The 23160-nt window shown below is 73.7% G+C and carries 17 protein-coding genes and 1 pseudogene; 12 read left to right on the top strand and 6 right to left on the bottom strand.

Annotation, left to right across the window (positions count from 1 at the left end; all coding sequences use genetic code 11):
* The gene (locus E6R18_RS00090) at window positions 1-1242 is read left to right on the top strand and encodes a cation:proton antiporter (protein ID WP_136314756.1); all 1242 of its coding nucleotides are present in this window, start codon (window positions 1-3) and stop codon (window positions 1240-1242) included.
* A 102-nt stretch (window positions 1243-1344) separates the two neighbouring features.
* Here E6R18_RS00090 and E6R18_RS00085 read toward each other — a convergent pair whose 3' ends face one another.
* On the bottom strand, window positions 1345-1896 hold the full coding sequence (locus E6R18_RS00085) for a MarR family transcriptional regulator (RefSeq protein WP_136314755.1): 552 nt from the start codon (window positions 1894-1896) through the stop codon (window positions 1345-1347).
* Window positions 1897-2027: 131 nt separating this feature from the next.
* Here E6R18_RS00085 and E6R18_RS00080 point away from each other — a divergent pair, with 131 nt between their 5' ends.
* Complete coding sequence (locus tag E6R18_RS00080) at window positions 2028-2558, top strand: nitroreductase family deazaflavin-dependent oxidoreductase (protein WP_136314754.1); 531 nt, start codon at window positions 2028-2030, stop codon at window positions 2556-2558.
* A 10-nt stretch (window positions 2559-2568) separates the two neighbouring features.
* Here E6R18_RS00080 and E6R18_RS00075 read toward each other — a convergent pair whose 3' ends face one another.
* Both E6R18_RS00075 and E6R18_RS00070 read right to left on the bottom strand, forming a co-directional pair.
* Entirely contained in the window at window positions 2569-4026 is a 1458-nt protein-coding gene (locus E6R18_RS00075) for an MFS transporter (protein ID WP_136314753.1), read from the bottom strand.
* Window positions 4027-4128: 102 nt separating this feature from the next.
* Window positions 4129-5214 carry a helix-turn-helix domain-containing protein gene (locus E6R18_RS00070; RefSeq protein ID WP_136314752.1) on the bottom strand — a complete coding sequence of 362 codons (1086 nt, stop codon included), beginning with the start codon at window positions 5212-5214 and terminating at the stop codon, window positions 4129-4131.
* 305 nt (window positions 5215-5519) lie between these two features.
* On the opposite strand from E6R18_RS00070, the gene E6R18_RS00065 reads away from it, so the two are divergent.
* The 7 genes from E6R18_RS00065 to E6R18_RS00035 all read left to right on the top strand — a co-directional run bounded on the left by E6R18_RS00065 (window position 5520) and on the right by E6R18_RS00035 (window position 18000).
* Window positions 5520-6182 carry a hypothetical protein gene (locus tag E6R18_RS00065; RefSeq protein WP_136314751.1) on the top strand — a complete coding sequence of 221 codons (663 nt, stop codon included), beginning with the start codon at window positions 5520-5522 and terminating at the stop codon, window positions 6180-6182.
* Window positions 6183-6297: 115 nt separating this feature from the next.
* Window positions 6298-8391 carry a flotillin family protein gene (locus E6R18_RS00060; RefSeq protein ID WP_136314750.1) on the top strand — a complete coding sequence of 698 codons (2094 nt, stop codon included), beginning with the start codon at window positions 6298-6300 and terminating at the stop codon, window positions 8389-8391.
* A gap of 280 nt (window positions 8392-8671) precedes the next feature.
* Window positions 8672-13570: a DNA repair ATPase gene (locus E6R18_RS00055; protein WP_136314749.1), complete on the top strand. Its 4899-nt coding sequence runs from the start codon at window positions 8672-8674 to the stop codon at window positions 13568-13570.
* A gap of 29 nt (window positions 13571-13599) precedes the next feature.
* Entirely contained in the window at window positions 13600-15570 is a 1971-nt protein-coding gene (locus E6R18_RS00050; RefSeq protein WP_136314748.1) for an NAD(P)-binding protein, read from the top strand.
* Window positions 15571-15713: 143 nt separating this feature from the next.
* On the top strand, window positions 15714-16799 hold the full coding sequence (locus E6R18_RS00045; RefSeq protein WP_136314747.1) for an LLM class flavin-dependent oxidoreductase: 1086 nt from the start codon (window positions 15714-15716) through the stop codon (window positions 16797-16799).
* Between the two features lie 2 nt (window positions 16800-16801).
* Window positions 16802-17455, top strand: a complete 654-nt coding sequence (locus E6R18_RS00040; RefSeq protein WP_136314746.1) for an FMN reductase — start codon at window positions 16802-16804, stop codon at window positions 17453-17455.
* A gap of 122 nt (window positions 17456-17577) precedes the next feature.
* On the top strand, window positions 17578-18000 hold the full coding sequence (locus E6R18_RS00035) for a universal stress protein (RefSeq protein ID WP_136314745.1): 423 nt from the start codon (window positions 17578-17580) through the stop codon (window positions 17998-18000).
* A gap of 59 nt (window positions 18001-18059) precedes the next feature.
* Here E6R18_RS00035 and E6R18_RS00030 read toward each other — a convergent pair whose 3' ends face one another.
* Window positions 18060-19184 carry a MerR family transcriptional regulator gene (locus E6R18_RS00030; RefSeq protein WP_136314744.1) on the bottom strand — a complete coding sequence of 375 codons (1125 nt, stop codon included), beginning with the start codon at window positions 19182-19184 and terminating at the stop codon, window positions 18060-18062.
* A gap of 99 nt (window positions 19185-19283) precedes the next feature.
* The gene (locus E6R18_RS00025) at window positions 19284-19682 is read right to left on the bottom strand and encodes a hypothetical protein (protein WP_136314743.1); all 399 of its coding nucleotides are present in this window, start codon (window positions 19680-19682) and stop codon (window positions 19284-19286) included.
* 121 nt (window positions 19683-19803) lie between these two features.
* Here E6R18_RS00025 and E6R18_RS00020 point away from each other — a divergent pair, with 121 nt between their 5' ends.
* Both E6R18_RS00020 and E6R18_RS00015 read left to right on the top strand, forming a co-directional pair.
* On the top strand, window positions 19804-20697 hold the full coding sequence (locus E6R18_RS00020) for a hypothetical protein (RefSeq protein ID WP_136314742.1): 894 nt from the start codon (window positions 19804-19806) through the stop codon (window positions 20695-20697).
* A gap of 97 nt (window positions 20698-20794) precedes the next feature.
* Window positions 20795-21775, top strand: coding sequence for an NADP-dependent oxidoreductase (locus tag E6R18_RS00015; RefSeq protein WP_136314741.1), 981 nt, complete (start codon window positions 20795-20797; stop codon window positions 21773-21775).
* Window positions 21776-21791: 16 nt separating this feature from the next.
* On the opposite strand, the gene E6R18_RS00010 is transcribed toward E6R18_RS00015, so the two are convergent.
* Window positions 21792-22199: a S4 domain-containing protein gene (locus E6R18_RS00010; RefSeq protein WP_136314740.1), complete on the bottom strand. Its 408-nt coding sequence runs from the start codon at window positions 22197-22199 to the stop codon at window positions 21792-21794.
* A gap of 266 nt (window positions 22200-22465) precedes the next feature.
* Here E6R18_RS00010 and E6R18_RS00005 point away from each other — a divergent pair.
* Window positions 22466-23160: pseudogene (locus tag E6R18_RS00005) on the top strand (hypothetical protein); the annotation flags it as partial.

Raw genomic sequence — 23160 nt, 5'->3', positions numbered from 1 at the left:
GTGCACGACATGACCGCACTACTGGTGGAGCTGGGCTCCGTCATCCTGGGGCTCGGCATCATCGGACGGTTCGCCGGCCGGATAGGACTCTCGCCGATCCCCCTGTACCTGCTGGCCGGGCTGGCCTTCGGCAAAGGCGGGCTGCTGCCGCTCGGGGCCAGTGAGGAGTTCACCGCCGTCGGCGCCGAGATCGGCGTCATCCTGCTGCTGCTCCTGCTCGGGCTCGAATACAGCGCCTCCGAACTCGTCACCAGCCTCAAGACGCAGTACCCGTCCGGCGCCGTGGACTTCGTGCTCAACGCGACCCCCGGCGCCGTCGCGGCGCTGCTGCTCGGCTGGGGCCCGGTCGGGGCCGTCGCCCTGGCCGGCGTCACCTGGATCTCGTCGTCCGGCGTCATCGCCAAGGTCCTCGCGGACCTGGGACGCCTCGGCAACCGCGAAACCCCCGTCATCCTCGGGGTGCTGGTCATCGAGGACCTGTCGATGGCCGTCTACCTGCCGCTGCTCACCGCGATGCTCGCGGGCGTCGGCCTCGCCGGCGGCAGCATCGCGCTGCTGATCGCGCTCGGCACGGTCGGTCTGGTGCTCTACCTCGCGCTGCGGCACGGCCGGCTGATCAGCCGCGCGGTGTCCTCCGACAATCCGGAGATGCTGCTGCTCGTCGTGCTCGGGCTGACCGTCCTGGTCGCCGGGGTGGCCCAGCAGCTCCAGGTGTCGGCCGCCGTCGGCGCGTTCCTCGTCGGCATCGCGCTCTCGGGCGAGGTCGCGGAGGGCGCGCGCAAGCTGCTGTCCCCGCTGCGGGACCTGTTCGCCGCCGTCTTCTTCGTGTTCTTCGGGCTCTCCACGATTCCCTCGGACATCCCGCCGGTGCTGCTTCCGGCCGCGCTGCTGGCCGTCGTCACCGTCTTCACCAAGATCGGCACCGGCTGGTACGCGGCCCGGCGCGCCGGCGTCGGTGCGCGTGGCCGCTGGCGGGCGGGCGGCACGCTCGTGGCGCGCGGCGAGTTCTCCATCGTCATCGCCGGTCTCGCCGTGGCGACCGAGCCCCGGATCGGGCCCCTCGCCACCGCGTACGTCATGATCCTGGTCATCGTCGGCCCGCTCACCGCGCGCTGGACGCAGCCGGCCGTCGCGCTCATCCAGAAGTGGCGCGGCAAGGAGGAACCGCCCGCCGGGAGCGGTGCCTCGGTCCCCGCGGCGCGGGTGCCCGCCCAGGAGGAAGTCTCGGCCTCCTCGGAGTGACGGCTCCCTGAGGGGCGGCTCTTTGCGGGGCGGCTCCCTGAGCGGCGGCTCCCTGCGGGCCGGCTCCCGTGAGTAACCGTTTCTGCGGAGTGACCGGCCGGTTCAGGTGGCGTGCGGGGCCGGGAGGTCGGGGGTCCAGCCCAGCGGGTAGGCGTCGGTGCCCTCGGCCGGGGCCGCCGCCTCGCCGCCCGCGTCCGTGAACGCCCGCAGCGCGTCGATCAGCGCGGCGCGCTGCTCGGGGGCGATGCGCTGGACGATCGCGGCGACCTCCCGGCGGCGGCCCGCCGTGACCTCCTCGACGAGCCTGAGCCCCTCGGGGGTCACCCGCAGCACCGTCTCGCGGCGGTTGGCCGGGTTCACCTGGCGCTCCGCGAGGCCCGCCGCGATCAGCCGGTCCAGCATGCGCATCGCGGTCGAAGGGTTGACGCCGAGCCGCTCGGCGAGCGAGACGAGCTTGGCGTCCCCGTGCGTGGCGAGCACCACGAGCAGCCGGAACTGGGGCAGCGTCACCCGGTCCTCGACCGCCGCGAGCGACCGGGCCGAGACGGCCACCAGCAGCCGCGAGGCGGTCAGCACCGCGCGCGTCACCGCGTCGACGTCGTCCCGGTCAGGGGCGGTCGGTGGGTCATCGGGTGCCTGTCCGTGCGCGGCCATGCCCCTTTTTACCGCGCGGGCGCGCCTTACCCGAACCGGCCGCAAGCCGATGCCGAAACGGTGCCCAACCGGTATCGGACCGACGGCTCGGAGCGGTGGCACCGACCTTTGGGTTGTGCAACGTTTGCACAGTGACGCACGAACCCGCGGCTTCGCCCGCTCCCCGGCGCCCGGACCCGCCGACCGGCTGGCGGCGCACCGCCTTCCGGCTGCCCGTCCACATGTTCCGCATGGGGCTCGGGCCGCTCTTCGGGGGGCGGCTGCTGCTGCTCGTCCACACCGGCCGCGTCTCGGGCCTCCCCCGCCGGACCGCCATCGAGGTCGTCGAGGCCGCCCCGCACGAGGGCCGGCCGAGCTGGACCGTCGCGTCCGGCTACGGCCCCGGCGCCGACTGGTACCGCAACCTGGAACGCACCCCGCACGCCACGGTGCAGGTCGGGCGCCGGTTCCACGCGGTGACCGCGCAGACCCTGACCGCCGAGGAGGGCGGCGAGCTGATGACGCGGTACGCGCCCCGCCACCCCAGGACCGCCCGCCGGCTCTGCGCGTACATGGGGTTCACGGTGGACGGCAGCGCGCAGGACTACCGGCGGGTGGGCGAGTCCGTCCCGTTCGTCCGGCTGACCGAGGGCGCCGCCCCCTCCTCCCGGCAGGGCCGCTGAGGACCGCCGCTCACACCCGCGCCGGTTCCGGCTCCTGCGCCAGGTGCGGGCGGGGCACCCCGCGCCGGTAGAGGACCACCGTGACCAGCAGGCCGAGGGCGAAGAAGCCCGCCGACCACCAGTACGCGGTGTCGTAGCTCTCCAGCTGCGCCTGGGCGACGACGGCCGGGGTCGGCCTGCGGCCCACCAGGTAGTTGGTGGCCGCGCTGGTGGCGAGGGTGTTCAGCAGCGCCGTACCGATGGAACCGCCGACCTGCTGGCTGGTGTTGACCATCGCCGAGGCCACCCCGGCGTCCCGCGCCCCCACCCCGGCCGTGGCCAGGTTCATCGCGGTGGCGAAGACCATGCCCAGGCCCAGGCCCAGGCAGAGTGTCGGCGGCAGCACATGGGCGGCGTAACCGCTGGTCAGGTCCAGGGCGGTCAGCCACATCATCGACGCCGCCGCGATGCCCATGCCGAGCGGCACCACCGGTTTCGCACCGAAGCGCGGCACCAGCACGTTCGTCGTCGTCACGGACGACACGATCATGACGGCGACCATCGGCAGGAAGGCGAGCCCCGTGGAGACCGGCGAGTAGAACAGGCTCTTCTGCAGGTAGTACGTGAGGAACAGGAAGACGCCGAACATGCCGCCGCCGGAGATGAACATCGCGAGGTACGAGGCCGCCCGGTTCCGGTCCAGCACCACCCGCATCGGCAGCAGCGGGTGCGGGGCCCTGGTCTGCCACCACGCGAACGCCACCAGGAGCAGCCCGCCCGCCGCCAGGAACCCCCAGGTCAGCGGCGAACCCCAGGCGTGCGACTCGGCGTTGGAGAAGCCGTAGACGATGCAGAAGAGTCCGGCCGAGACGAGCACGGTCCCCGGGATGTCGAGCCTCGGCCGGTCGGCCGGCGCCCCGGCGGTCAGCAGCCGCCAGCCCCCGGTGAACGCCAAGAACGCGATCAGCAGGTTGACGTAGAGGCACCAGCGCCAGTCCAGGTACTCGGTGAGCACCCCGCCGAGCAGCAGCCCCACCGCACCGCCCGTCCCGGCGATGGCGCCGTAGATCCCGAACGCCTTGGCCCGCTCCTTCGGCACGGTGAACGTCGTGGTCAGCAGGGAGAGCGCCGCCGGGGCCAGCAGCGCGCCGAACAGCCCCTGCAACGCCCGGGCCGGCACCAGGACCTCGAAGCTGGGGGCGGCGCCGCCGATCGCGGAGGCGACCGCGAAGCCGACCAGACCGGTCAGGAACACCGCCCGCCGGCCCACCAGGTCCGCGATGCGGCCGCCGAGCAGCAGCAGCGAGCCGAAGGCGAGGGCGTACGCCGTCACGATCCACTGCCGGTTCCCGTCACTGAAGCCGAGGTCCTTCTGGGCGGAGGGCAGGGCGATGTTCACGATCGTCGCGTCGAGCACCACCATCAGCTGGGCCAGACCGATCACCCCGAGCACCCACCACCGGTGGGACGGACCTGGTTCACGGGCCATGGGGGGTCTCCCTCGGTGCGCGCATCGCCGGATTCCCCCGGTTGATCACGCTAGGCGGAGGCCGCCTTCCCCGCATGCGGGGAACGGGCGGGCCGGCCCCGCTCAGACCTCCTTGGCCGGCCAGTCGAGCAGCCGGGCCCCGATCACCGCGGTCTGGAGCGTGTAGCGGTGCATGGGGTCGGTCGGGTCGGAGCCGGTCAGCTGGTGGATGCGTTCGAGCCGGTAGGTGAGGGCGCGCACGCTCAGCGACAGCCGGCGGGCCGTCTCGGCGGCGACACAGCCCGCGTCGAAGTACACCGAGAGCGTCCTGAGCAGCGGCTCGGCGCCTCCCCTGGCCTTCTGGAGCGGGCCCAGCTCACTGCGCACGAGGTCGGCCATCGCCTGCCGGTCCCGGGTCAGCACCGGGTAGACCAGCAGGTCGCCGGCGTACAGCACGGGGTCGTCCAGGTCCATCCGGTCGGCCAGGTCCAGCGCGTCCAGCGCCTCGTCGTACGACTGGACCACCCCGCCGGGGCCCCGGTGGGCGCGGCCGACCGCCACCCGGCCGCCGTCCGTCGCCGCGTGCGCCTGCTTGGCGAAGTAGCGCAGGACGTCGGGCTGGCTGCCGGGCGCGATGCAGACCATCCGCCCGTCCTTCGTCGTGAGCAGGATCTTGCGCCCGCCGAACCGGGCCAGCAGCGCCGACTCCACCTGCCTCGGCACGGTGTCCGTCTCGGTGTACGCCTCCGGGCCCGCCGCCACCGCGACGGCGTGGGCGCGCGAGAGCCGCAGCCCGAACCGGGTGGCCCGCTCGGCGAGCCGGCCCAGATTGCTGCGCCCGTACAGGAGGTCGTCGATGAACTCCCGCCGGGCGGCCTCCTCCCGGCGCACGGTGAGGCGCTGCGCCCGCTCGAAGCCGTCGGCGAAGGCGTCCACCGCCTGCTCGACCGCCGCCAGCACGCTGTCGGTGGACGCGGCTATGGAGGCCGGGGTGGCGCCGGGGGCGGGAGCCGGCCAGGCGGTACGGGTCTCGGCGAGGTGCATGCGGACCAGGGCGCGGAGCTGGTGCCCCGCCTCGGCGGCCTGCCGGCCGAGGTCCCGGCGGGCGTCCAGCTCCTCGCGGGTGGGCCGCCGTCCCGAGGCGGCCGCCTCGCCCAGCACCTGGGCGTAACCCTCCAGAAAGCTGTCGGGAATCTCTGGTTCCGCCACGCGTCCGCCTCCGTTCTGCTGCGCCATCGACATCTGCCCAACGCACGGGAACCGGTGCCGGTGCCCGGCATCGAGGAAAGGAAAACGTTGCCGTGATCCGGCAATGCGACCGAGCGTCCCCGGATGACACGATCCTGTCAGCACCAACCGGGGGACCACGGGGGAAACACGGGGGTGCACGGGGGACGGGGGAAGGACCCGGTCGCCGCGGCGGTGCCCATGGCGGCGCTGCGGCACCGGGGTCACCGCCCGCCCCGCGCAAGCGCCGGCAGGGTTGCCGGCGGGACGGCAGGGGGTGGAAACCGATGCGGGAGTTCCTGGACGCGACACTGTCCTTCCCGGCCGTACTCTTCGCCGCGGCGCTGGTCGTCGTCATCGCCTTCTGGCTGCTCGTCCTGGTCGGTGCGGCCGACCACCACTCCTTCGACGCGGACCTCGACACCGATCTCGCGGGCGTCGGCGGCGTACCGGTCACCGTCTCGGTGTCCCTGGTGGTCGCCGTCGGCTGGTTCACCGCCCTGACCGGTTCCGTCCTGGTGCACCGCTCGGGAGCCACCGGCACCGTCCGGGCCGTGCTCGCCTTCGGGGTGCTCGCCGGGGCGCTGCTCCTCGCCTGGGGTGCGGTGCGGTTGCTCGTCCACCACTTCCGCCGCTTCTTCCCCGACCAGCCTCCGCCATCGCGCCAGGACTTCCTGGGCCGGGTCTGCACGATCCGCACCGGCTCGGTCGGCTCCGACTTCGGCCAGGCCGAGGTCGCCGCGGCCGACGGGTCGACCGCCATCGTCCAGGTGCGGCAGCTGCCGCCCGCCGACGCGGAGCTCACCGCCGGAAGCGCGGGCCTGCTGTACGCGTACGACGAGGCCGGGGAGTTCTTCTGGGTCTCCTCCTACGACAAGGCGCTCGACCCGGGCCCTCCGGCCGCCGAGCCGCCCCGTCACGGCCGGACGGCTCCCGGCCCCACCGCCTGAGCCGTCCTCCTCACCGGCGCGATGTGCCCGCCCGGCATGCCCGGGCCGAGCGCCGCCGCGCCACCACACCCCCGAAACCGCTCATTTTTCGTACCACCAGCCGCCAAGGACTGTCATGGATGCCATCTCCTTGGGCCTCGGCCTGCTCATCGCCGTGGTCCTGCTCATCGCCGTAGCCGTACTTCTGATCGTCACCCGGCTCTTCCGCAAGGTGGAGCAGGGCAAGGCGCTGATCATCTCCAAGACCAAGAAGGTCGACGTGACCTTCACCGGTGCCGTCGTCCTGCCGGTGCTGCACAAGGCCGAGTCCATGGACATCTCGGTGAAGACCATCGAGATCCGGCGCACCGGGCGCGAGGGCCTGATCTGCCAGGACAACATCCGCGCCGACATCCACATCACGTTCTTCGTCCGGGTCAACAAGACCGTCGAGGACGTCATCAAGGTCGCCCAGGCCATCGGCACCGAGCGCGCCAGCGACAAGGTCGCCATCCAGGAGTTCTTCGCGGCCAAGTTCTCCGAGGCTCTCAAGACCGTCGGCAAGCAGCTGGACTTCGTCGACCTCTACACCAAGCGCGAGGAGTTCCGGGACCGGATCATCCGGGTCATCGGCACCGACCTCAACGGCTACCACCTGGACGACGCGGCGATCGACTTCCTTGAGCAGACGCCGATGGCGCAGCTCGACGGCGCCAACATCCTGGACGCCCAGGGCATCCGCAAGATCACCGAGCTGACCGCGATCGAGCACGTGCGGACCAACGAGTTCCAGCGCACCGAGCAGAAGGAGATCACCCGGCAGGACGTCGACGCCCGGGAGACCATCCTGGAGCTGGAGCGCCGGCAGGCCGAGGCCGAGATCAAGCAGCGCCGCGAGGTCGAGACGCTGCGGGCCCGCGAGGAGGCCGTGACCGCCCGGGTCCAGGAGGAGGAGCGCCTGGGCGCCCAGGCCGCGTTCATCAAGACGGAGGAGCAGCTGGGCATCCAGCGGGAGAACCAGGCCCGTGAGATCGCCGTCGCGCAGAAGAACCGCGAGCGGGTCATCGCCGTGGAGAACGAGCGCATCGAGAAGGACCGGATGCTGGAGGTCATCGGGCGCGAGCGCGAGACCGAGCTGAACCGGATCGCCGCGACGAAGGAGGTCGAGGCGGAGCGCCGCGAGGTCGCCGACGTGATCCGCGAGCGCATCGCGGTGGACCGTACGGTCGCCGAGCAGGAGGAGTCCATCAAGACGCTGCGGTCGGTCGAGGAGTCCGAGCGCACCCGCAAGTCGGTCATCATCGCCGCCGAGGCGGAGGCGCAGGAGCGGCTGGTCAAGGACATCAAGGCCGCGGAGGCGGCCGAGGCCGCCGCCACCCACCGCGCCGCCGAGCAGCTGACGCTCGCCGAGGCCCGGCTGAAGACAGCGGACCTGGACGCCCAGGCGAAGCTGCGGCTCGCCGAGGGTGTGCAGGCGGAGTCGGCGGCGGCCGGCCTGGCGGACGTGCAGGTGCGGGACGCGGCGGCGGAGGTGATCGAGAAGACCGGTCTCGCCGAGGCCGAGGCCACGTCCGCGCGGCTCAGGGCCGAGGCCGAGGGCGCCCGTCTCAAGGCCCTCGCGGACGCGGAGGGCACGCAGGCCCAGGCGGCGGCCGACGCGGCGATGATCGGCGAGAAGCTGAAGGCGGAGGCGGCGGGCCTCACCGAGAAGGCGGCCGCGATGGCGGCGCTGGACGACGCCTCGCGCGGCCACGAGGAGTACCGGCTGCGGCTGGCCGCCGAGAAGGAGATCCGGCTCGCCGGACTCGACGTGCAGCGGCAGGTCGCCGAGGCGCAGGCGACGGTGCTGGCCACCGGTCTGGAGAACGCCGACATCGACATCGTCGGCGGCGACTCGGTCTTCTTCGACCGGCTGGTCTCGTCCATCTCGATGGGCAAGAGCCTGGACGGCTTCGTCGGCCACTCCGACACGGCGAAGGCGCTGGCCGGTCCGTGGCTGAACGGCGAGTCCTCGTTCACGGACGACCTGACGCGGGTGCTGTCGTCGGTGTCCACGGGTGACGTGCAGAACCTGACGGTGTCGGCGCTGCTGATGCGGATGATGTCCGCGCCGGGGGCGGGGGCGGACTCGGTCCGCCAGTTGCTGGACCACGCGAGGTCCCTGGGCCTGGCGGACGTGCCGGTGAGCACGTTGACCGGCGCGGGCCGCAACGGGACGCCGGTGGCGTAACCGGCACCGAGAGCCGAACGCCCACCCCGGCCCCGTCCGTCCTCGATCGCCGGACGGGCTGGGTGGGCCCCTCTCAAGCCGGCGAGCCCCCTGGCCAGGGCCTCCCAAGCCCGTCCGACGATCGAGGACGCCCGAACGGCAAGTTCAAGCCCGTCCGGCGATCGAGGACGCCCGAACGGCAAGTTCAAGCCCGTCCGGCGATCGAGGACGACAAGCCCGGCGGAACACCACCTGCACCCGCCCACCGGCACACGCACCCCCGCCCAAAGGAGCGCACCCCATGGACACCGTGACCCCACCAACCGCCGGGGACTACGACGTCCTGCGCCGCCGCCTGCGCACCCACGCCACCGAACTCGCCCACCGAGCGGAGGCGCTCAACGCCCGCCGCACCGAGGAGTTCGGCTCCACCGGCCTGCGGCTGCTGGGCAGCGAGCAGATCCGCACCGAGCGCCCCTTGGTCCCCCGTGACCTCGTCGCGGTCGGCGGACAGCTCCTGTTCGGCTTCGAGCGCGGCCCCGGCCACCGGGGCGAGCCGGCCGTGGACGACGTACTCGCCCTGTACGCCTCCGACCTCACGCCCGGCACCGGCGACCTGCTCTCCGAGACCGCCTTCGTCCGCGAGTTCGACGGGCTGCACCGCTACTTCCGGGACGCCCGCCTGCTGCGGCTGCGCCGTACCGAGGGCCGGCTGCTCGCGGTGTTCCGTACCGGCGAGACCGCCGACGACATCCGCGTCCTGCGCTGGGCGCTGAACGCCGACGGCTCGCCCGGCGCGTTCCTCGACGCGCGCGGCGAGCGCGACCACGTGTTCCCGCCGTCGCACGACTTCACCTGGACCACCGCCGGGCGCGAGTCCCACATCACCGGCCGCCACCCGCACATCGCGATCGGCTGCGAGGCGGAGCTGTACGTCGACACGCTCGGCGGCAGCCTCACCGTCAAGACCGTCGACGACACGGACACCCCGGACGGGATCTACGACGAGCCGGTCACCGAACCGCTCCAGTCGCTCGCCGACGCCGAGGTCGAGTACGCGGAGCTGGGCCCGCTGGTCCTGCTCCGCGTCCGCCCGTACAAGGAGGAGGCGAGGCGCTACCTCGTCTTCAACGCGCTGCTCGGAACCGTCACCCGGCTGGACGGCATCGGCCCGGCCTGCCGGCGGCTCCCGGAGGACCAGGGGATCATCTTCCCCGGCGGTTTCTACCTGACCACCGGCGAGGCCAGGACCTTCGACATCGCTCAGCCGCTCACCGACCCGGTCTTCGAGGACGCCGTCCGCTCGCCCAACGGTGAGGACGTGCTCTACGTCTTCCGGTCCCGCCAGGACGGGCGGAGCCTGCTGCTGCCGTACAACGTGATCCGCCAGGAGGTCGCGACCCCGCTCCAGGGCCGGGGCCACGCCCTGCTGGACGACGGCACGCTCGTCGTCCTGCGCGACCCGGTGGAGGGCGGCGACGGCGGGGCGGCCCGGGTCCACCCGTTGCAGCGCTGGCAGACCCCGTACGTCTCCGACACCTACGCCGCCTCCCGCCCCGTCGGGGGCGGCCCGCTGGCCCGGGTCGGCAACGCGGATCTGGTGCGCGGGATCTCGGACTGCCTGGCGCTCGCGCACTCCGCGTCCGAGACGACGCCGACGGCCGCCGTGTACGACCGGCTGGTCACCGACTGCGTCCGCGCGGGCGACCGCTACCACTGGCTGGGCGACACCGAACTCGGCGCCCTGAGCGAGCCGTTGGACGAACTGCGGGAGACCGCCCGCCAGGTCGTGGCGGAGTTCGATGCCGTCCAGGAGCTGACCCGGCAGGCCGCCGACGCGCTCGCCGAGACGGCCGACCGCATCACCACCCTGGTCCGCCGGGTGCGCGGCGAGGCCCCGCGCACGGCCGCCGAGTGGGTCGACCGGCTGACCGAACTGCGCGGCGCGCACGGCCGCTTGGCGACGCTCTGCGACATGCGGTACGCGGACACCGAGCGCATCGCGGAACTCACCGCCACCACCACCGAGGACCTGGAAGCGGCCGGCCGGCGCGCGGTCGCGTTCCTGGCCAGGGACGACGCGTTCGCCGGCTACCACGAGGACATCGCCCGCCTCACCGAGGAGGCCGGCGAGATCGCCTCCGTCACCGACGCCTCCGCGCTCGGGGACCGGCTGGCCGGCATGACGGACGGCCTGAGCACGGTCACGGACGTCGTCGCCGGGCTCGACATCGGCGACGGCGTGGTCCGTACGTCGATCCTGGAGCGGATCGCGGAGGTGCTCGGCGCCGTCAACCGGGCCCGCGCCACGCTCGACGCCCGCCGCCGCACCCTGCTGGACCACGAGGGCCGGGCCGAGTTCGCCGCCGAGGCCGCGCTGCTCGGGCAGGCCGTCACGGCCGCGCTGGCCGCCGCCGACACCCCGGACTCCTGCGACGAGCAGCTGGCCCGGCTGCTGCTCCAGCTGGAGAACCTGGAAGCCCGGTTCGCGGAGTTCGACGACTTCCTGGCGGAGCTGGGCGAGCGCCGGACGGAGGTGTACGAGGCGTTCTCGGCGCGCCGGCAGAGCCTTCAGGACGCCCTGGCCCGCCGCACCGAACGCCTCGCGGACTCCGCCGCACGCGTCCTGGAGACGGTGGCCCGCCGCAGTACGGCCCTGCCCGACCTGGACGCCGTCCACACCTACTTCGCCTCCGACCCGATGGTCGCCAAGGTCCGCCGCACCGCCGACGAGCTGCGCGGACTCGGTGACACCGTGCGCGCCGAGGAGCTGGACGGGCAGCTGCTCGCCGCCCGCCAGGAGGCGGGCCGGGCCCTGCGCGACCGCAGCGAGCTGTACGCGGACGGCGGGGCCGTGATCCGGCTCGGCCGGCACCGGTTCGCGGTGAACACCCAGCCGTTCGAACTGACGCTGGTGCCCCAGGACGACGGGCTCGCGTTCGCCGTCACCGGGACCGACTACCGGATGCCGGTCACCGACCCGGAGTTCGCCGCGACCCGCCCGTACTGGGAGCAGTCGCTGCCCTCCGAGTCGCCGTCCGTCTACCGGGGCGAGCACCTGGCCGCCCGCCTCCTCGCCGAGCAGGGCGCGGACCGGCTCGGCGCCCTGGACGCGGCCGCACTCGCCACGCTGGTCCGGGAGTCGGCGCAGGCCGCGTACGACGAGGGGTACCAGCGCGGCGTCCACGACGAGGACGCGACCGCGATCCTGGCCGCGCTGCTGCGGCTGCACGCGGGCGCGGGCCTGCTCCGCTTCACGCCCGCCGTCCGGGCCGCCGCCCAGCTCTTCTGGGCCCATGAGGCGGACGAGGCCCGCCGCACCTCCTGGACCCGCCGCGCCCGCTCACTGGCCCGGGCCCGGGAGACCTTCGGGCTGGCCCCGGCCGTCGCCGCGCTCCAGGAGGAGTGGGCGTCGGTGATCCCCGGCGAGGGCTCCCGTGGCGTCGCCGCCTACCTCTTCGAGGAGCTGACCGGCGGCCCCGAGGGCTTCGTGACGGGCGCTGCCGTCCGTACCTTCCTGGACAAGTTCCGCCACGCCACCGGCTCTTCGGCGTACGACGACGACCTCGCCGCCCTCGCGGACGACCTGCCGGCCCGCCGCCAGCTCGTGGAGGGCTGGCTCACCTCGTACGCCGAGGCGAGCGGCACGGACATCGACCCGGGCGACCTCGCGGAGGCCGTCGCCGTGGAGCTCTGCCCCGAGCCGCTGCTCGCCCGTTACGAGGCCGACGCGCCGCTCACCGAGACCGTGGACGGCCTCCTGGGCGTCCACCCGCGCATCGACCGCGGCCGGCTCACCGTACGCATCGACGAACTCCTCGACCGCACCGAGCGGTTCCGCACCGACGTCGTCCCCGGCTTCCGCGCCTACCAGCGCAGGCGCACCACCCTGGTCGCCGCCGAGCGGGCCCGGCTGCGGCTGGAGGACCACCGGCCGCGCGTCATGTCCGCGTTCGTGCGCAACCGGCTGCTGGACGAGGTGTACCTGCCGCTGATCGGCGACAGCCTGGCCAAGCAGCTCTCCACCGCCGACGCCGACCGCCGCACCGACTCGCAGGGCCTGCTGCTGCTCGTCTCCCCGCCCGGCTACGGCAAGACGACGCTCATGGAGTACGTCGCCGACCGGCTCGGCCTGGTCCTCGTCAAGATCAGCGGCCCCAACCTCGGCCACGACGTGACCTCGCTCGACCCGGCGCAGGCGGGCAGCGCCACCGCGCGCCAGGAGATCGAGAAGATCAACTTCGCGCTGGAGGCGGGCAACAACACGCTGCTCTACCTGGACGACATCCAGCACACCTCCCCGGAACTCCTCCAGAAGTTCATCCCGCTGTGCGACGCCACCCGCCGCATCGAGGGCGTACGGGACGGTGAGCCGCGCAGCTACGACCTGCGGGGCAAGCGGTTCGCGGTGTGCATGGCGGGCAACCCGTACACCGAGTCCGGCGAGCGCTTCCAGGTCCCCGACATGCTCGCCAACCGGGCCGACGTGTGGAACCTGGGCGAGGTGCTGAGCGGCCGCGAGGACGTCTTCGCGCTGAGCTTCATCGAGAACGCGCTGACCGCCAACCCGGTCCTCGCCCCACTCGCCGGCCGCTCCCGCGACGACCTGACGCTGCTGCTGCGGCTCGCCGCCGCCGACCCCACGGCCCGCCCCGAACGGCTCGAACACCCCTACGCCCCGGCCGAGGTGGACCGGATCACCGCCGTCCTGCGCCACCTGCTGCGGGCCCGTGACACGGTGCTCGCGGTCAACGCCGCGTACATCACCTCGGCCGCGCAGACGGACGCCACCCGCACCGAACCGCCGTTCCGGCTCCAGGGCTCGTACCGCAACATGAACCGGATCGCGGAGCGGATCGCGCCCGTGATGAACGACGCCGAGCTGTCCGCCGTCGTGGACGACCACTACGCGGGCGAGGCGCAGACCCTCACCAACGGGGCCGAGGCCGCCCTGCTGAAGCTGGCCGCCCTGCGCTCCACGCTCACGCCCTCGCAGGCCGAGCGCTGGGCCGCGCTCTGCTCCTCGTACGTCCGCACCCAGGCACTCGGCGGGCCCGAGGGGGACCCGATGACCCGCGCGGTGGCCGCGCTCGGCCTGCTCGCGGACCGGATCGCGGCGGTCGAGACGGCGATCGGCCGCGCGGCCGACCCCCGCCGTCTGCTGTCCAGGCCGCCGGCCGGGGACCACGACAACGGCTGACCCTACTGATCTCCGGATGGGAGCAAGGCATGCTGGGTTCCGTGTCCTCATTCCCCCAGCAACCCCAACCCTCCCCGTTCTCCGGCCACATGGTGGTCTGCGGCGACGACGCGCTCGCCCAGCGGCTCGCCGTGGAGCTGCGTTACGTCTACGGGGAGCGGGTCACCCTCGTCGTCCCCCCGGAGCCGGGCACGGCCAGGCCGGACGAGCCGCTGAGCGGGCGCGGCCGGGCCGCCGCGCTGTTCGGCCGGATGGCGTCCGCGATGAACCGCAACGGGGTCGTCCTCCCCCACGGTTCGGACGGGGACACCAACGCCGGGGTGGAGGCGGTGCGCATCCTCCAGGCGGCGGAGCCCTCCGACGAGTCGCTGGAGGAGGCGGGCATCGACACGGCGTCCGCGGTGGCCCTCGTCTACGACGACGACGAGCGCAACATCCGGGCCGCGCTGACCGCCCGCCGGCTCAACCCCCGGGTCCGGCTGGTGATCCGGCTCTACAACCGCAAGCTCGGCCAGCATCTGGAGACCCTGCTCGACCAGGCGGCCGCCGTCGCGTCCCCCGGGCTCGACCCGGCCGCGCTCGACGCCTCCACCACGGTCCTGTCCGACGCCGACACCGCCGCCCCCGCCCTCGCGGCCACCGCGCTCGCCGGATCGACCCGGGTGATCCGCGCGGAGGGCCTGTTCCTGCGCGCGGCCGAACGCCTGCCGCCCAGGACCGGCCAGGTCGCCGACCCGGGCCTGTGCACGCTGGCCCTGCTCTCCTCCACCACCCACGACCCGGCCGGCGCGGAGGGCTCCGACAGCAGCGGCGCCGAGGGCCCCCAGCTCCTCCCCGACCCTGCCCAGGTGGCCGCCGCCGCCGGACGCGGCACGGTGGTCCTGGAGGCCGTCACCCAGTTCGGACCGGCCGCCCCCAAGCCCCGGATGAGCGGCCGGAGCGCCCCGCTGAGCCAGTTCTTCTCGCGGCGGCTGCGGTGGTCCGCGCTGGGCGTCGGGCTGGCCGTACTCGGCCTCGCGGTGGCCTCCTCCATCACCACGGGCGACCACCCCCTGCACGCCGCCTACCTCACCCTGCTCGACCTGTTCGCCATGGGCGACCCGGCCATCGGCGACCCCACCCCCCGCCAGATCATCCAGATCCTCTCCGGCATCGCCGGCCTGATGCTCCTCCCCCTCCTGGTGGCCGGCGTCCTGGAGGCATTCGGCTCCCTCCGTACGGCCTCCTCCCTGCGACGCCCGCCGCGCGGCCTGTCCGGGCACGTGGTGCTGCTCGGCCTCGGCAAGATCGGCACCCGCGTCCTGGTCCACCTGCGGGAGCTGGGCATCCCCGTCGTCTGCGTGGAGGACGACCCGGACGCGCGCGGCATCGCGGTCGCCCGCCGCCTGCACGTCCCCGTCGTCCTCGGCGACGTCACCCACGAAGGGGTGCTGGAGGCCGCGAAGATCACCCGCTCGCGGGGCCTCCTCGCCCTGACCAGCGTCGACACCACGAACCTGGAGGCCGCACTCTACGCCCGCTCGCTCAAGCCGAACCTGCGGGTGACGCTGCGCCTGTTCGACGACGAGTTCGCCACGGCGGTCTACCGCACCCTGCGCACGGCCCACCCGCAGGCCCTGACCCGCTCCCGCTCGGTCTCCCACCTGGCCGGCCCGTCCTTCGCGGTCGCCATGATGGGGCGGCAGATCCTGGGCGCTATCCCGGTCGAACGCAAGGTGATGCTGTTCGCCGCGATCGAGGTCGCCGGCCACCCGCAACTGGAGGGCCGCACGGTGGAGCAGGCGTTCCGCGCGGGGGCGTGGCGCGTCCTGGCCCTCGACGTCGCCCCACCCCACACACCGGGCGCGCCCGGTGCACCCGGCGGCGCGACGGGACAGGGCAGCCTCGTGTGGAACCTCCACCCCGGCTACGTCCTGCGCCCCACGGACCGCGTGGTCATCGCGGCGACCCGCCGGGGCCTGGCGGAACTCCTGGGCCGCCGGGCACTGACGCGTCGCTGAGGAGCCCTCGGGCGGGCGGAGCCCTCGGGCGGGCGGCATCCGGGACCTCGCCCCGGTCCGGGGTGGGCGCGAGGAATACAGACCCCCCGCCTCCCGTTATAGTTCAATGTTCAACCAATACCACCGGCCAGGAGGCGGACGCCATGCAGTTCGGGATCTTCACCGTCGGGGACGTCACCACCGACCCCACCACCGGCACGACGCCGAGCGAGCACGAGCGGATCAAGGCGACCGTCGCCATCGCGCGGAAGGCCGAAGAGGTCGGGCTCGACGTGTTCGCGACCGGCGAGCACCACAACCCGCCGTTCGTCCCCTCCTCACCGACCACCACGCTCGGCTTCATCGCGGCGCAGACCGACCGCATCATCCTGTCGACGTCCACCACGCTGATCACCACCAACGACCCGGTGAAGATCGCCGAGGACTACGCGACGCTCCAGCACCTCGCGGACGGCCGCGTGGACCTGATGATGGGGCGAGGGAACACCGGCCCGGTGTACCCGTGGTTCGGCAAGGACATCCGCCAGGGCATCCCGCTCGCGGTGGAGAACTACGCCCTGCTGCACAAGCTGTGGCGGGAGGACGTCGTGGACTGGGAGGGCAGGTTCCGGACGCCGCTGCAGTCGTTCACGGCGACCCCGCGCCCGCTGGACGGCGTACCGCCGTTCGTCTGGCACGGCTCGATCCGTTCCCCGGAGATCGCCGAGCAGGCCGCGTACTACGGCGACGGCTTCTTCCACAACAACATCTTCTGGCCCATCGAGCACACGAAGAAGATGGTGCACCTGTACCGGCAGCGGTACGCGCACTACGGCCACGGCACCGCCGAGCAGGCGATCGTCGGCCTCGGCGGCCAGGTGTTCATGCGGAAGAACTCCCAGGACGCGGTGCGCGAGTTCCGTCCGTACTTCGACAACGCCCCGGTCTACGGGCACGGGCCGTCGATGGAGGACTTCACGCAGCAGACGCCGCTGACCGTGGGCTCCCCGCAGGAGGTCATCGATCGGACGCTGACCTTCCGGGACGCGGTCGGCGACTACCAGCGCCAGCTGTTCCTGATGGACCACGCGGGGCTGCCGCTGAAGACGGTGCTGGAGCAGCTCGACATCCTCGGCGAGGAGGTCGTCCCGGTGCTGCGCAAGGAGTTCGCCGCGCTGCGGCCGGCCGGCGTCCCCGAGACCGCGCCGCCGCACCCCGCCGTCGCCGCCACGATCACGAAGGAGAGCTGACCGTGTTCGCCACCGAACCGCTGAGGATCGTCGCCGTATCGGCCGGGCTCAGCACCCCCTCGTCCACCCGGCTGCTGGCCGACCGGCTGGCCGCCGCCACCCGGGAGCAGCTGGAGGCCGGGCAGGACCGCCCGGTCGAGGTCCGGGTGATCGAGCTGCGGGACCTGGCCGTGGACATCGCGGGCCACCTGGTGTCCGGCTTCCCGCCGGCCGCCCTGGAGGACGCGCTCTCCGCGGTGACGGGCGCGGACGGGCTGATCGCCGTGACGCCGGTCTTCACCGCCTCGTACAGCGGCCTGTTCAAGTCGTTCTTCGACCTGGTCGAGAACACCGCCCTGACCGGCAAGCCCGTGCTCGTCGCGGCGACCGGCGGCACCGCCCGTCACTCGCTGGTGCTGGAGCACGCGATGCGCCCGCTCTTCGCCTATCTGCGGGCCGTCACGCTGCCGACGTCGGTGTACGCGGCGTCGGAGGACTGGGGCGCGTCGGGCGACGCGTACGCGGACGGCCTGCCGGCCCGCATCCGGCGCGCGGGCGGCGAGCTGGCCCACGCCGTCACGGGCGGCCGCGCGGTCTCCGGCGCGACCAGGGCGCCCGGAGTGGACGACGAGGTGGTCCCGTTCGAGGAGCAGCTCGCCGCACTCCGCCCGGCCTGACCGGCCCCGGAGATCGCCCTTTCGCCCGTTTTGACTAGAGTCATACGGGAAGACGTGTCCCGAACGGCACCGAACGGCCCGAACGGCCCGAACGGAACAGCAGAACCCAGCTGGAGGCAGAGATGGGCAGGATCGTGGTGGGCGTCGACGGCTCCGAGTCGTCGGTCAAGGCACTGCACTGGGCCGTACGCCAGGCCGAGCTGACCGGTGACACGGTGGAGGCCGTCAACAGCTGGGAGTACCCCGCGACCAGCTGGGCGTCGATGATGCCGGGCCTGCCGGAGGACTTCGACCCGCAGGCCCTGGCCACCGTGTCGCTCACCGAGACGCTGGAGGAGGCGCTCGGCGCCGAGGGCGCCGCCGCCGTCAGCAAGGTCGTGGTCATCGGCAACCCGGCGCAGGCCCTGCTCGACCGCGCCGAGGGCGCGAACCTGCTGGTCGTCGGCGCACGCGGCTACAGCGGCTTCAAGGCGACCCTGCTCGGCTCGGTCAGCCTGCACGTCACCCAGCACGCGTCGTGCCCGGTGACCGTCGTCCGCAACTGAGGGCAGGGGCAGCAGGGAGGGGGCCCGCACCACGCGTGGTGCGGGCCCCCTCCCGTACGTCACAGCTCCACGACGTCCGCCACCGCACAGGACACGTTGTCGGGCGCACCCGCAGCCGCCGCCAGCTCCATCAGCCCGCGCACCGCCGTGCCGGGCCCGTCCGCCGCTGCCAGCACCCGGGCCAGCTCGTCCCCGTCGACGACGGCCGAGAGCCCGTCCGAGCAGAGCAGGTAGCGGTCACCGGGCCGGGCGTCCCGGACGTCCAGATCGGGCCCGGAGCCGTACGGGCCGCTGCCGGACAGCACCTTGAGCAGCATCGCCCGCTGCGGGTGCGAGAACGCCTCCTCCTCGGTCAGCGAGCCGTCGTCGATCATCGACTGGACCAGGCTGTGGTCGTGCGTGATCCGGAACAGCTCGCCGCCGCGCAGCAGGTACGCCCGCGAGTCCCCGATGTGCACCAGGCCCAGCTGCGAGCCGGTCCACACCATCGCGGTCAGCGTCGTCCCGGACTCCTCCGGCGCCCCGCTTTCCGCGACCGCGTCCCGCACCGCGAGCGCCACCCGCTGCGCCGCGTCGTGCAGGCTGTTCAGCAGCTCCGCGGCCGGCACCGCGCCCGGCGCGACCGGCTTCAGCGCCTCGATCGCCGCGGTGCTCGCGCCCGCCCCGCCCTCGCCGAACCCGTCGGCGACCGCGAGCAGCCGGGCACCGGCGTACGCCGCGTCCTGGTTGGTCTCGCGCACCGCGCCCGTGTCGGTGCGGGCGGCGTAGCGGATTCCGAGTGTGCCCACCGATGTCATGACGTCCTCCGTCGACAGCTGGTCGATGAGGAAGACCGCGAGGTCACGGCGGGCCGCCGTCTCCGCCTCGATCTGCGCCCAGTACGCCCGGATCGCCGCGGCGGCCGCGCCGGTGTCCAGCGCGATCACCTCCCTGATCCGGGCGAGCGGCATCCCGATCCGGCGGAGCCAGGCCACCAGCCGGGCCGCCCGCACCTGTGCCGGGTCGTAATACCGGTAGCCGTTCACCGGGTCGACCAGGGCCGGCGGGAGCAGGCCGAGCTCGTCGTAGCGGCGCAGCGCCTTGGCGGACAGCCGGGACAGCCGGGCGAACGCCCCGATCGTCACCAGTGCCGCGCCGGGGCCCTGCCCCTGCCCGTCGTCCGTCGTCACCGCACGCCTCCTCATACCGGGCGGCCTTCCCGCCCCGGCACACTCGATCCTTGGCCTTCCCCCGTGGAGAAGGTCAAGGACCGATGATGGGCGCCCGGGTGCGGGGAGCGACAGTCACTCCCGGGTGTAGAAGTGGTAGAACGCGGCGAGCAGCGCGCCCAGGCCGATGATCAGGCCGATCACCGACGCCCGCAGGATGCTCGCGCCGGACAGGCTGTAGAGGAAGCCGATCGAACCGCCGGCCAGTACCCCGTACGCGGCCGCCCTGAGCTCGCGCGGCAGCCGGTCCTGTATCCGGCCCAGTCCGAAGCAGAGCACCGCGAGCACGGCGCCGGAGACCAGGCCGAGGGCGAGCAGGGGGCCGGTGAGCACCCCGCCGCTGCGGACGATGGCCGTCGCGTAGCAGCCGAAGATCACGCCGAGCGTGACGGGCACGGCCCAGCTGAGGGCCGAGTGGTGCCGGGCGGGCGCGCGCCGCCTCCCGCGCGCCTGCACCGAAGCGTGTGCGGCCATGGCAGCAAGCTCCTTCCGTCGCCCCCGCTTTCCCTCCAGAGCACACCTGGTCGCGCCGCCCGGCAACTCGGATGGGCTACGGCCCGGGGCGTGTCGGCGCCATCCGGGATTCCCTTGAGGGGTGCGGACGTACATCTCGGTGGCTCTCTCGGCGGTACTGCTGGTGCTGCTGGCCGTCCTGGTGCCGCTGAGCGCGCTGTCCGCCTGGGTCGATCTGGAGATCGACGACACGGACCGTTACGTCGCCGCCGTCGCGCCGCTCGCCGGCGACGCCGACGTGCAGGGCACCGTCGCCGACCTGATCACCGACAACGCGATGAAGCAGATCGACGTCGGCCCGCTCCAGGGCACCGTCCGCGACTTCCTGCACCAGGCCGTCCAGTCGTTCACCACCACCGACACCTTCCGGGACGCCTGGACCGCCGCCAACCGCACGGCGCACGAGACGGTCACCGCCGCGCTGGACGGGAAGAGCGGCGAGAGCGTCACCATCGATCTGGCGCCCGTCACGGAGAAGGTGAAGCAGAACCTGGTGGAGAACGGGGTGCCGTTCGCCGACCAGGTGCCCGTCCAGCACACCGACATCCAGCTGGTCTCCGCCGACCGCGCGGACCAGCTGCGGCAGAGCTTCCGGTGGCTGCGGGCGGCCAGTGTGTGGCCCGCCGTCGGCACCCTCGTCTTCGCGCTGCTCGCCATCGCCCTGGCCTGGGTACGCGGCGGCCCGGGGCGCCGGAGCCAGGCCCTGGCCACGCTGGCGGCCACCACCGTGGCCGGCGCCGGTTTCGCGGTCGGGGCGCTGGTGCTGCGCGGGGTGATCGCGCTGGCCCGCGACCGGGTGCTGGCCGAGGTGCCGGGCAGCGACACCGACGCCGCGGCTGCGGTCTACGACGCGCTGACGCACTCGCTGCGCACCACGGTGTGGATCGTCTTCGGCCTGGGCCTGGCCGTCGCGGTGTGCGCGGCGGCGGCGCGGATCTGGGCCCAGCGGGTGCTGCCGGTGCCGGCCGGGGAGTGACGGCCCGGCTCCCGCCGGGGCCGGGCGCCGACGTGCGCGGGTGCGCGGGCCGGGGAAGAGTGGGGCGTGACTGCCGGGGCGACTGGGAGGTCCACGTATGCGAGCCATCGCCGTCAGCGCGTTGCGGGCCGACCCGGTGCTGGTCGAACTGCCCAAGCCCGACCCCCGACCCGGTGAGGTCCGGGTACGGATCGAGTACGCCTCGCTCAACCCGCAGGACTGGCAGGCCGTGGACGGTTCGGCCCCCGCCCCCGCGTCCTTCCCGTTCGTCGTCGGCGTGGACTACGCGGGGCGGGTCGACATGATCGGCGGCGGGGACAACCGCTTCCGCGTCGGCGACCCGGTCTTCGGCCGCGCGGGCGCGCCGGGTACGACGGGTGCGGCCGGTGCGCCGAGCGCGTGCGGGACGTACGGGCAGTACGTGTGCGTGCCGCAGGACTCCGCCATCGCGCTCGTCCCGCGCGGCCTCGACTCCCGTACCGCCGCCGCCCTGCCGACCGCCGGGATGGCCGCCGCCCAGATCCTGGAGGCGGTGGCGCTGCGCGGCCACGAGACCCTGCTCGTCGTCGGCGCGGCGGGCGGCGTCGGCTGCTGCCTGACCCAGCTCGCCCGGGCCCGGGACGTGCGCGTGATCGCAGCGGTGCGCGGTGACGAGCGGGCCGCGATGGGGTCGTTGGGCGCCGCCGCCACGATCGACCTCACGGACGGGGTGCCCGCCGACGCGCTGCGGGACGCCTGCCCGGACGGCATCGACGCGCTGGCCGACCTGGCATCGGCGACACCGGAGGCGTTCGCCGCCCACGCCTGCGCGGTACGCCCGGGCGGCATCGCACTCTCGACGCGCGGCGCCGCGTCGGGGGCCCAACTCCCCGAGGGGGTGCGGGGCGTCGACTTCCGGCTCGACCCCAGCCCGGTCCTGCTGGACGTGCTGGCGGCGGGCGCGGCGGACGGCATCCTGCGCGTGCCCATCGACCTCGAACTCCCCCTGGAGAAGGCCCCCGAGGCCCTGGACCGCAACCGGGCCGGCGGGGCGCGCGGCAAGACCGTCATCGTCCTGCACCACCCCGGGCACTGCTAGTGCCGTAGGCGGTTGTTCACTCCGCCGGGCCGGGTCCCATGCCGCGCAGCCGGTCCATCTCGCGCCGGTCCCGCTTCGTCGGCCGGCCCGCGCCCCTGTCCCGTACCGGCACCTGGACCGCGGCCTCACGCGGCGGCGGGGGCGGGCTGTTGTCGATGAAGCACTCGGCGGCGACCGGCGCCCCGACCCGCTTCTTCACGATCTTCGACACGACGACGACCCGGTCCCGGCCCGCGTGCCGCAGCCGTACCTCGTCGCCGACGCGCACCGCCTGGGCGGGCTTGGCGCGTTCGCCGGCGACCTTCACATGACCCGCGCGGCAGGCGGCAGCGGCCTGCGCCCGGGTCTTCGTCAGCCGGACCGACCAGATCCAGACATCGACCCGAACGCTGCCCGCCGCCTGCGGAGCCTCACCGGAAACCATGGGTCCGACTGTAGAGCGTGTGACCGGGTGGTACGCCCTCACGTCAACTCGCCGCCTCTGCCACGCAGGTGAACAGCGGGCGCGATGCCTTCCGGGCGGGTGCCCAGGACTCGGTCCGGGCTCGGTTGCGGCTCAGTTGTCCCACAGTCGGGCCGTGCCGCCGAAGGGCCTGATCCGGCCGCTAACCTTACGTATCCGCCCTGGCCAGGGATCAATTCCCGCAGTACGGACATTCATCGCACCCAACTCACGCGAAAGGCTCGCCCATGGGCATTCGGAGCTTGCTGCGCAAGGTGTTCGGCCGTGACCGCACGGAACAGGACGAGCCGACGACGGCCACGGTCCCGCCCCAGGGCGACCGCTCCCGGGCCGCGGAGTCGGTGGCGGTGGCGGTGGACGAGCCGGTCGCGGAGGACGAGTCGGCGTCCGAACCCGCCCCGCCCGTGAAGATCTCGGTGCCGGCCCCCGCGTCGTCGGACGTGCCCCGGTCCACGTCCTCGGCCGCGACGGACGACGGCGCGAAGGCGGCGGACCTGGTGGCGGCGGCCTTCGACAAGCCCGCGGCGCCCACGGTCCCGTCCCAGAGCACCGGCCCCCGCACGGAGCCGGCGAAGCCGGAAGCGGATGCTGAGCCGGAAGCGGAAGCGGATGCTGAGCCGGAAGCGGAAGCGGATGCTGAGCCGGAAGCTGAGCCGGAAGCGGATGCTGAGCCGGAGGCCGAGGCGGCAGCGGAACCGGCGGCCGAGGCCCCCGAGCCCGCTGCTCCCGTGGCCGAGCCTGAGCCGGTCGCTGCGACCGAGCCCCCCGAGCCGGAACCGGAACCGGCGGCCGAGGCCCCCGAGCCCGCTGCTCCCGTGGCCGAGCCTGAGCCGGTCGCCGCCTCCGCGACCCCGGAGCCCGCGCCGGTCGCCGAGCCCGAGCCCGTCGTGGCCCCGCAGCCCGTCGCCGAGCCCGAGGCGGC

Source organism: Streptomyces sp. A1277, assembly GCF_004795015.1.
Lineage (GTDB): Bacteria > Actinomycetota > Actinomycetes > Streptomycetales > Streptomycetaceae > Streptomyces.
Note: the sequence above shows the minus strand (reverse complement) of the source record. Positions and strands in the feature narration are given on the sequence as shown.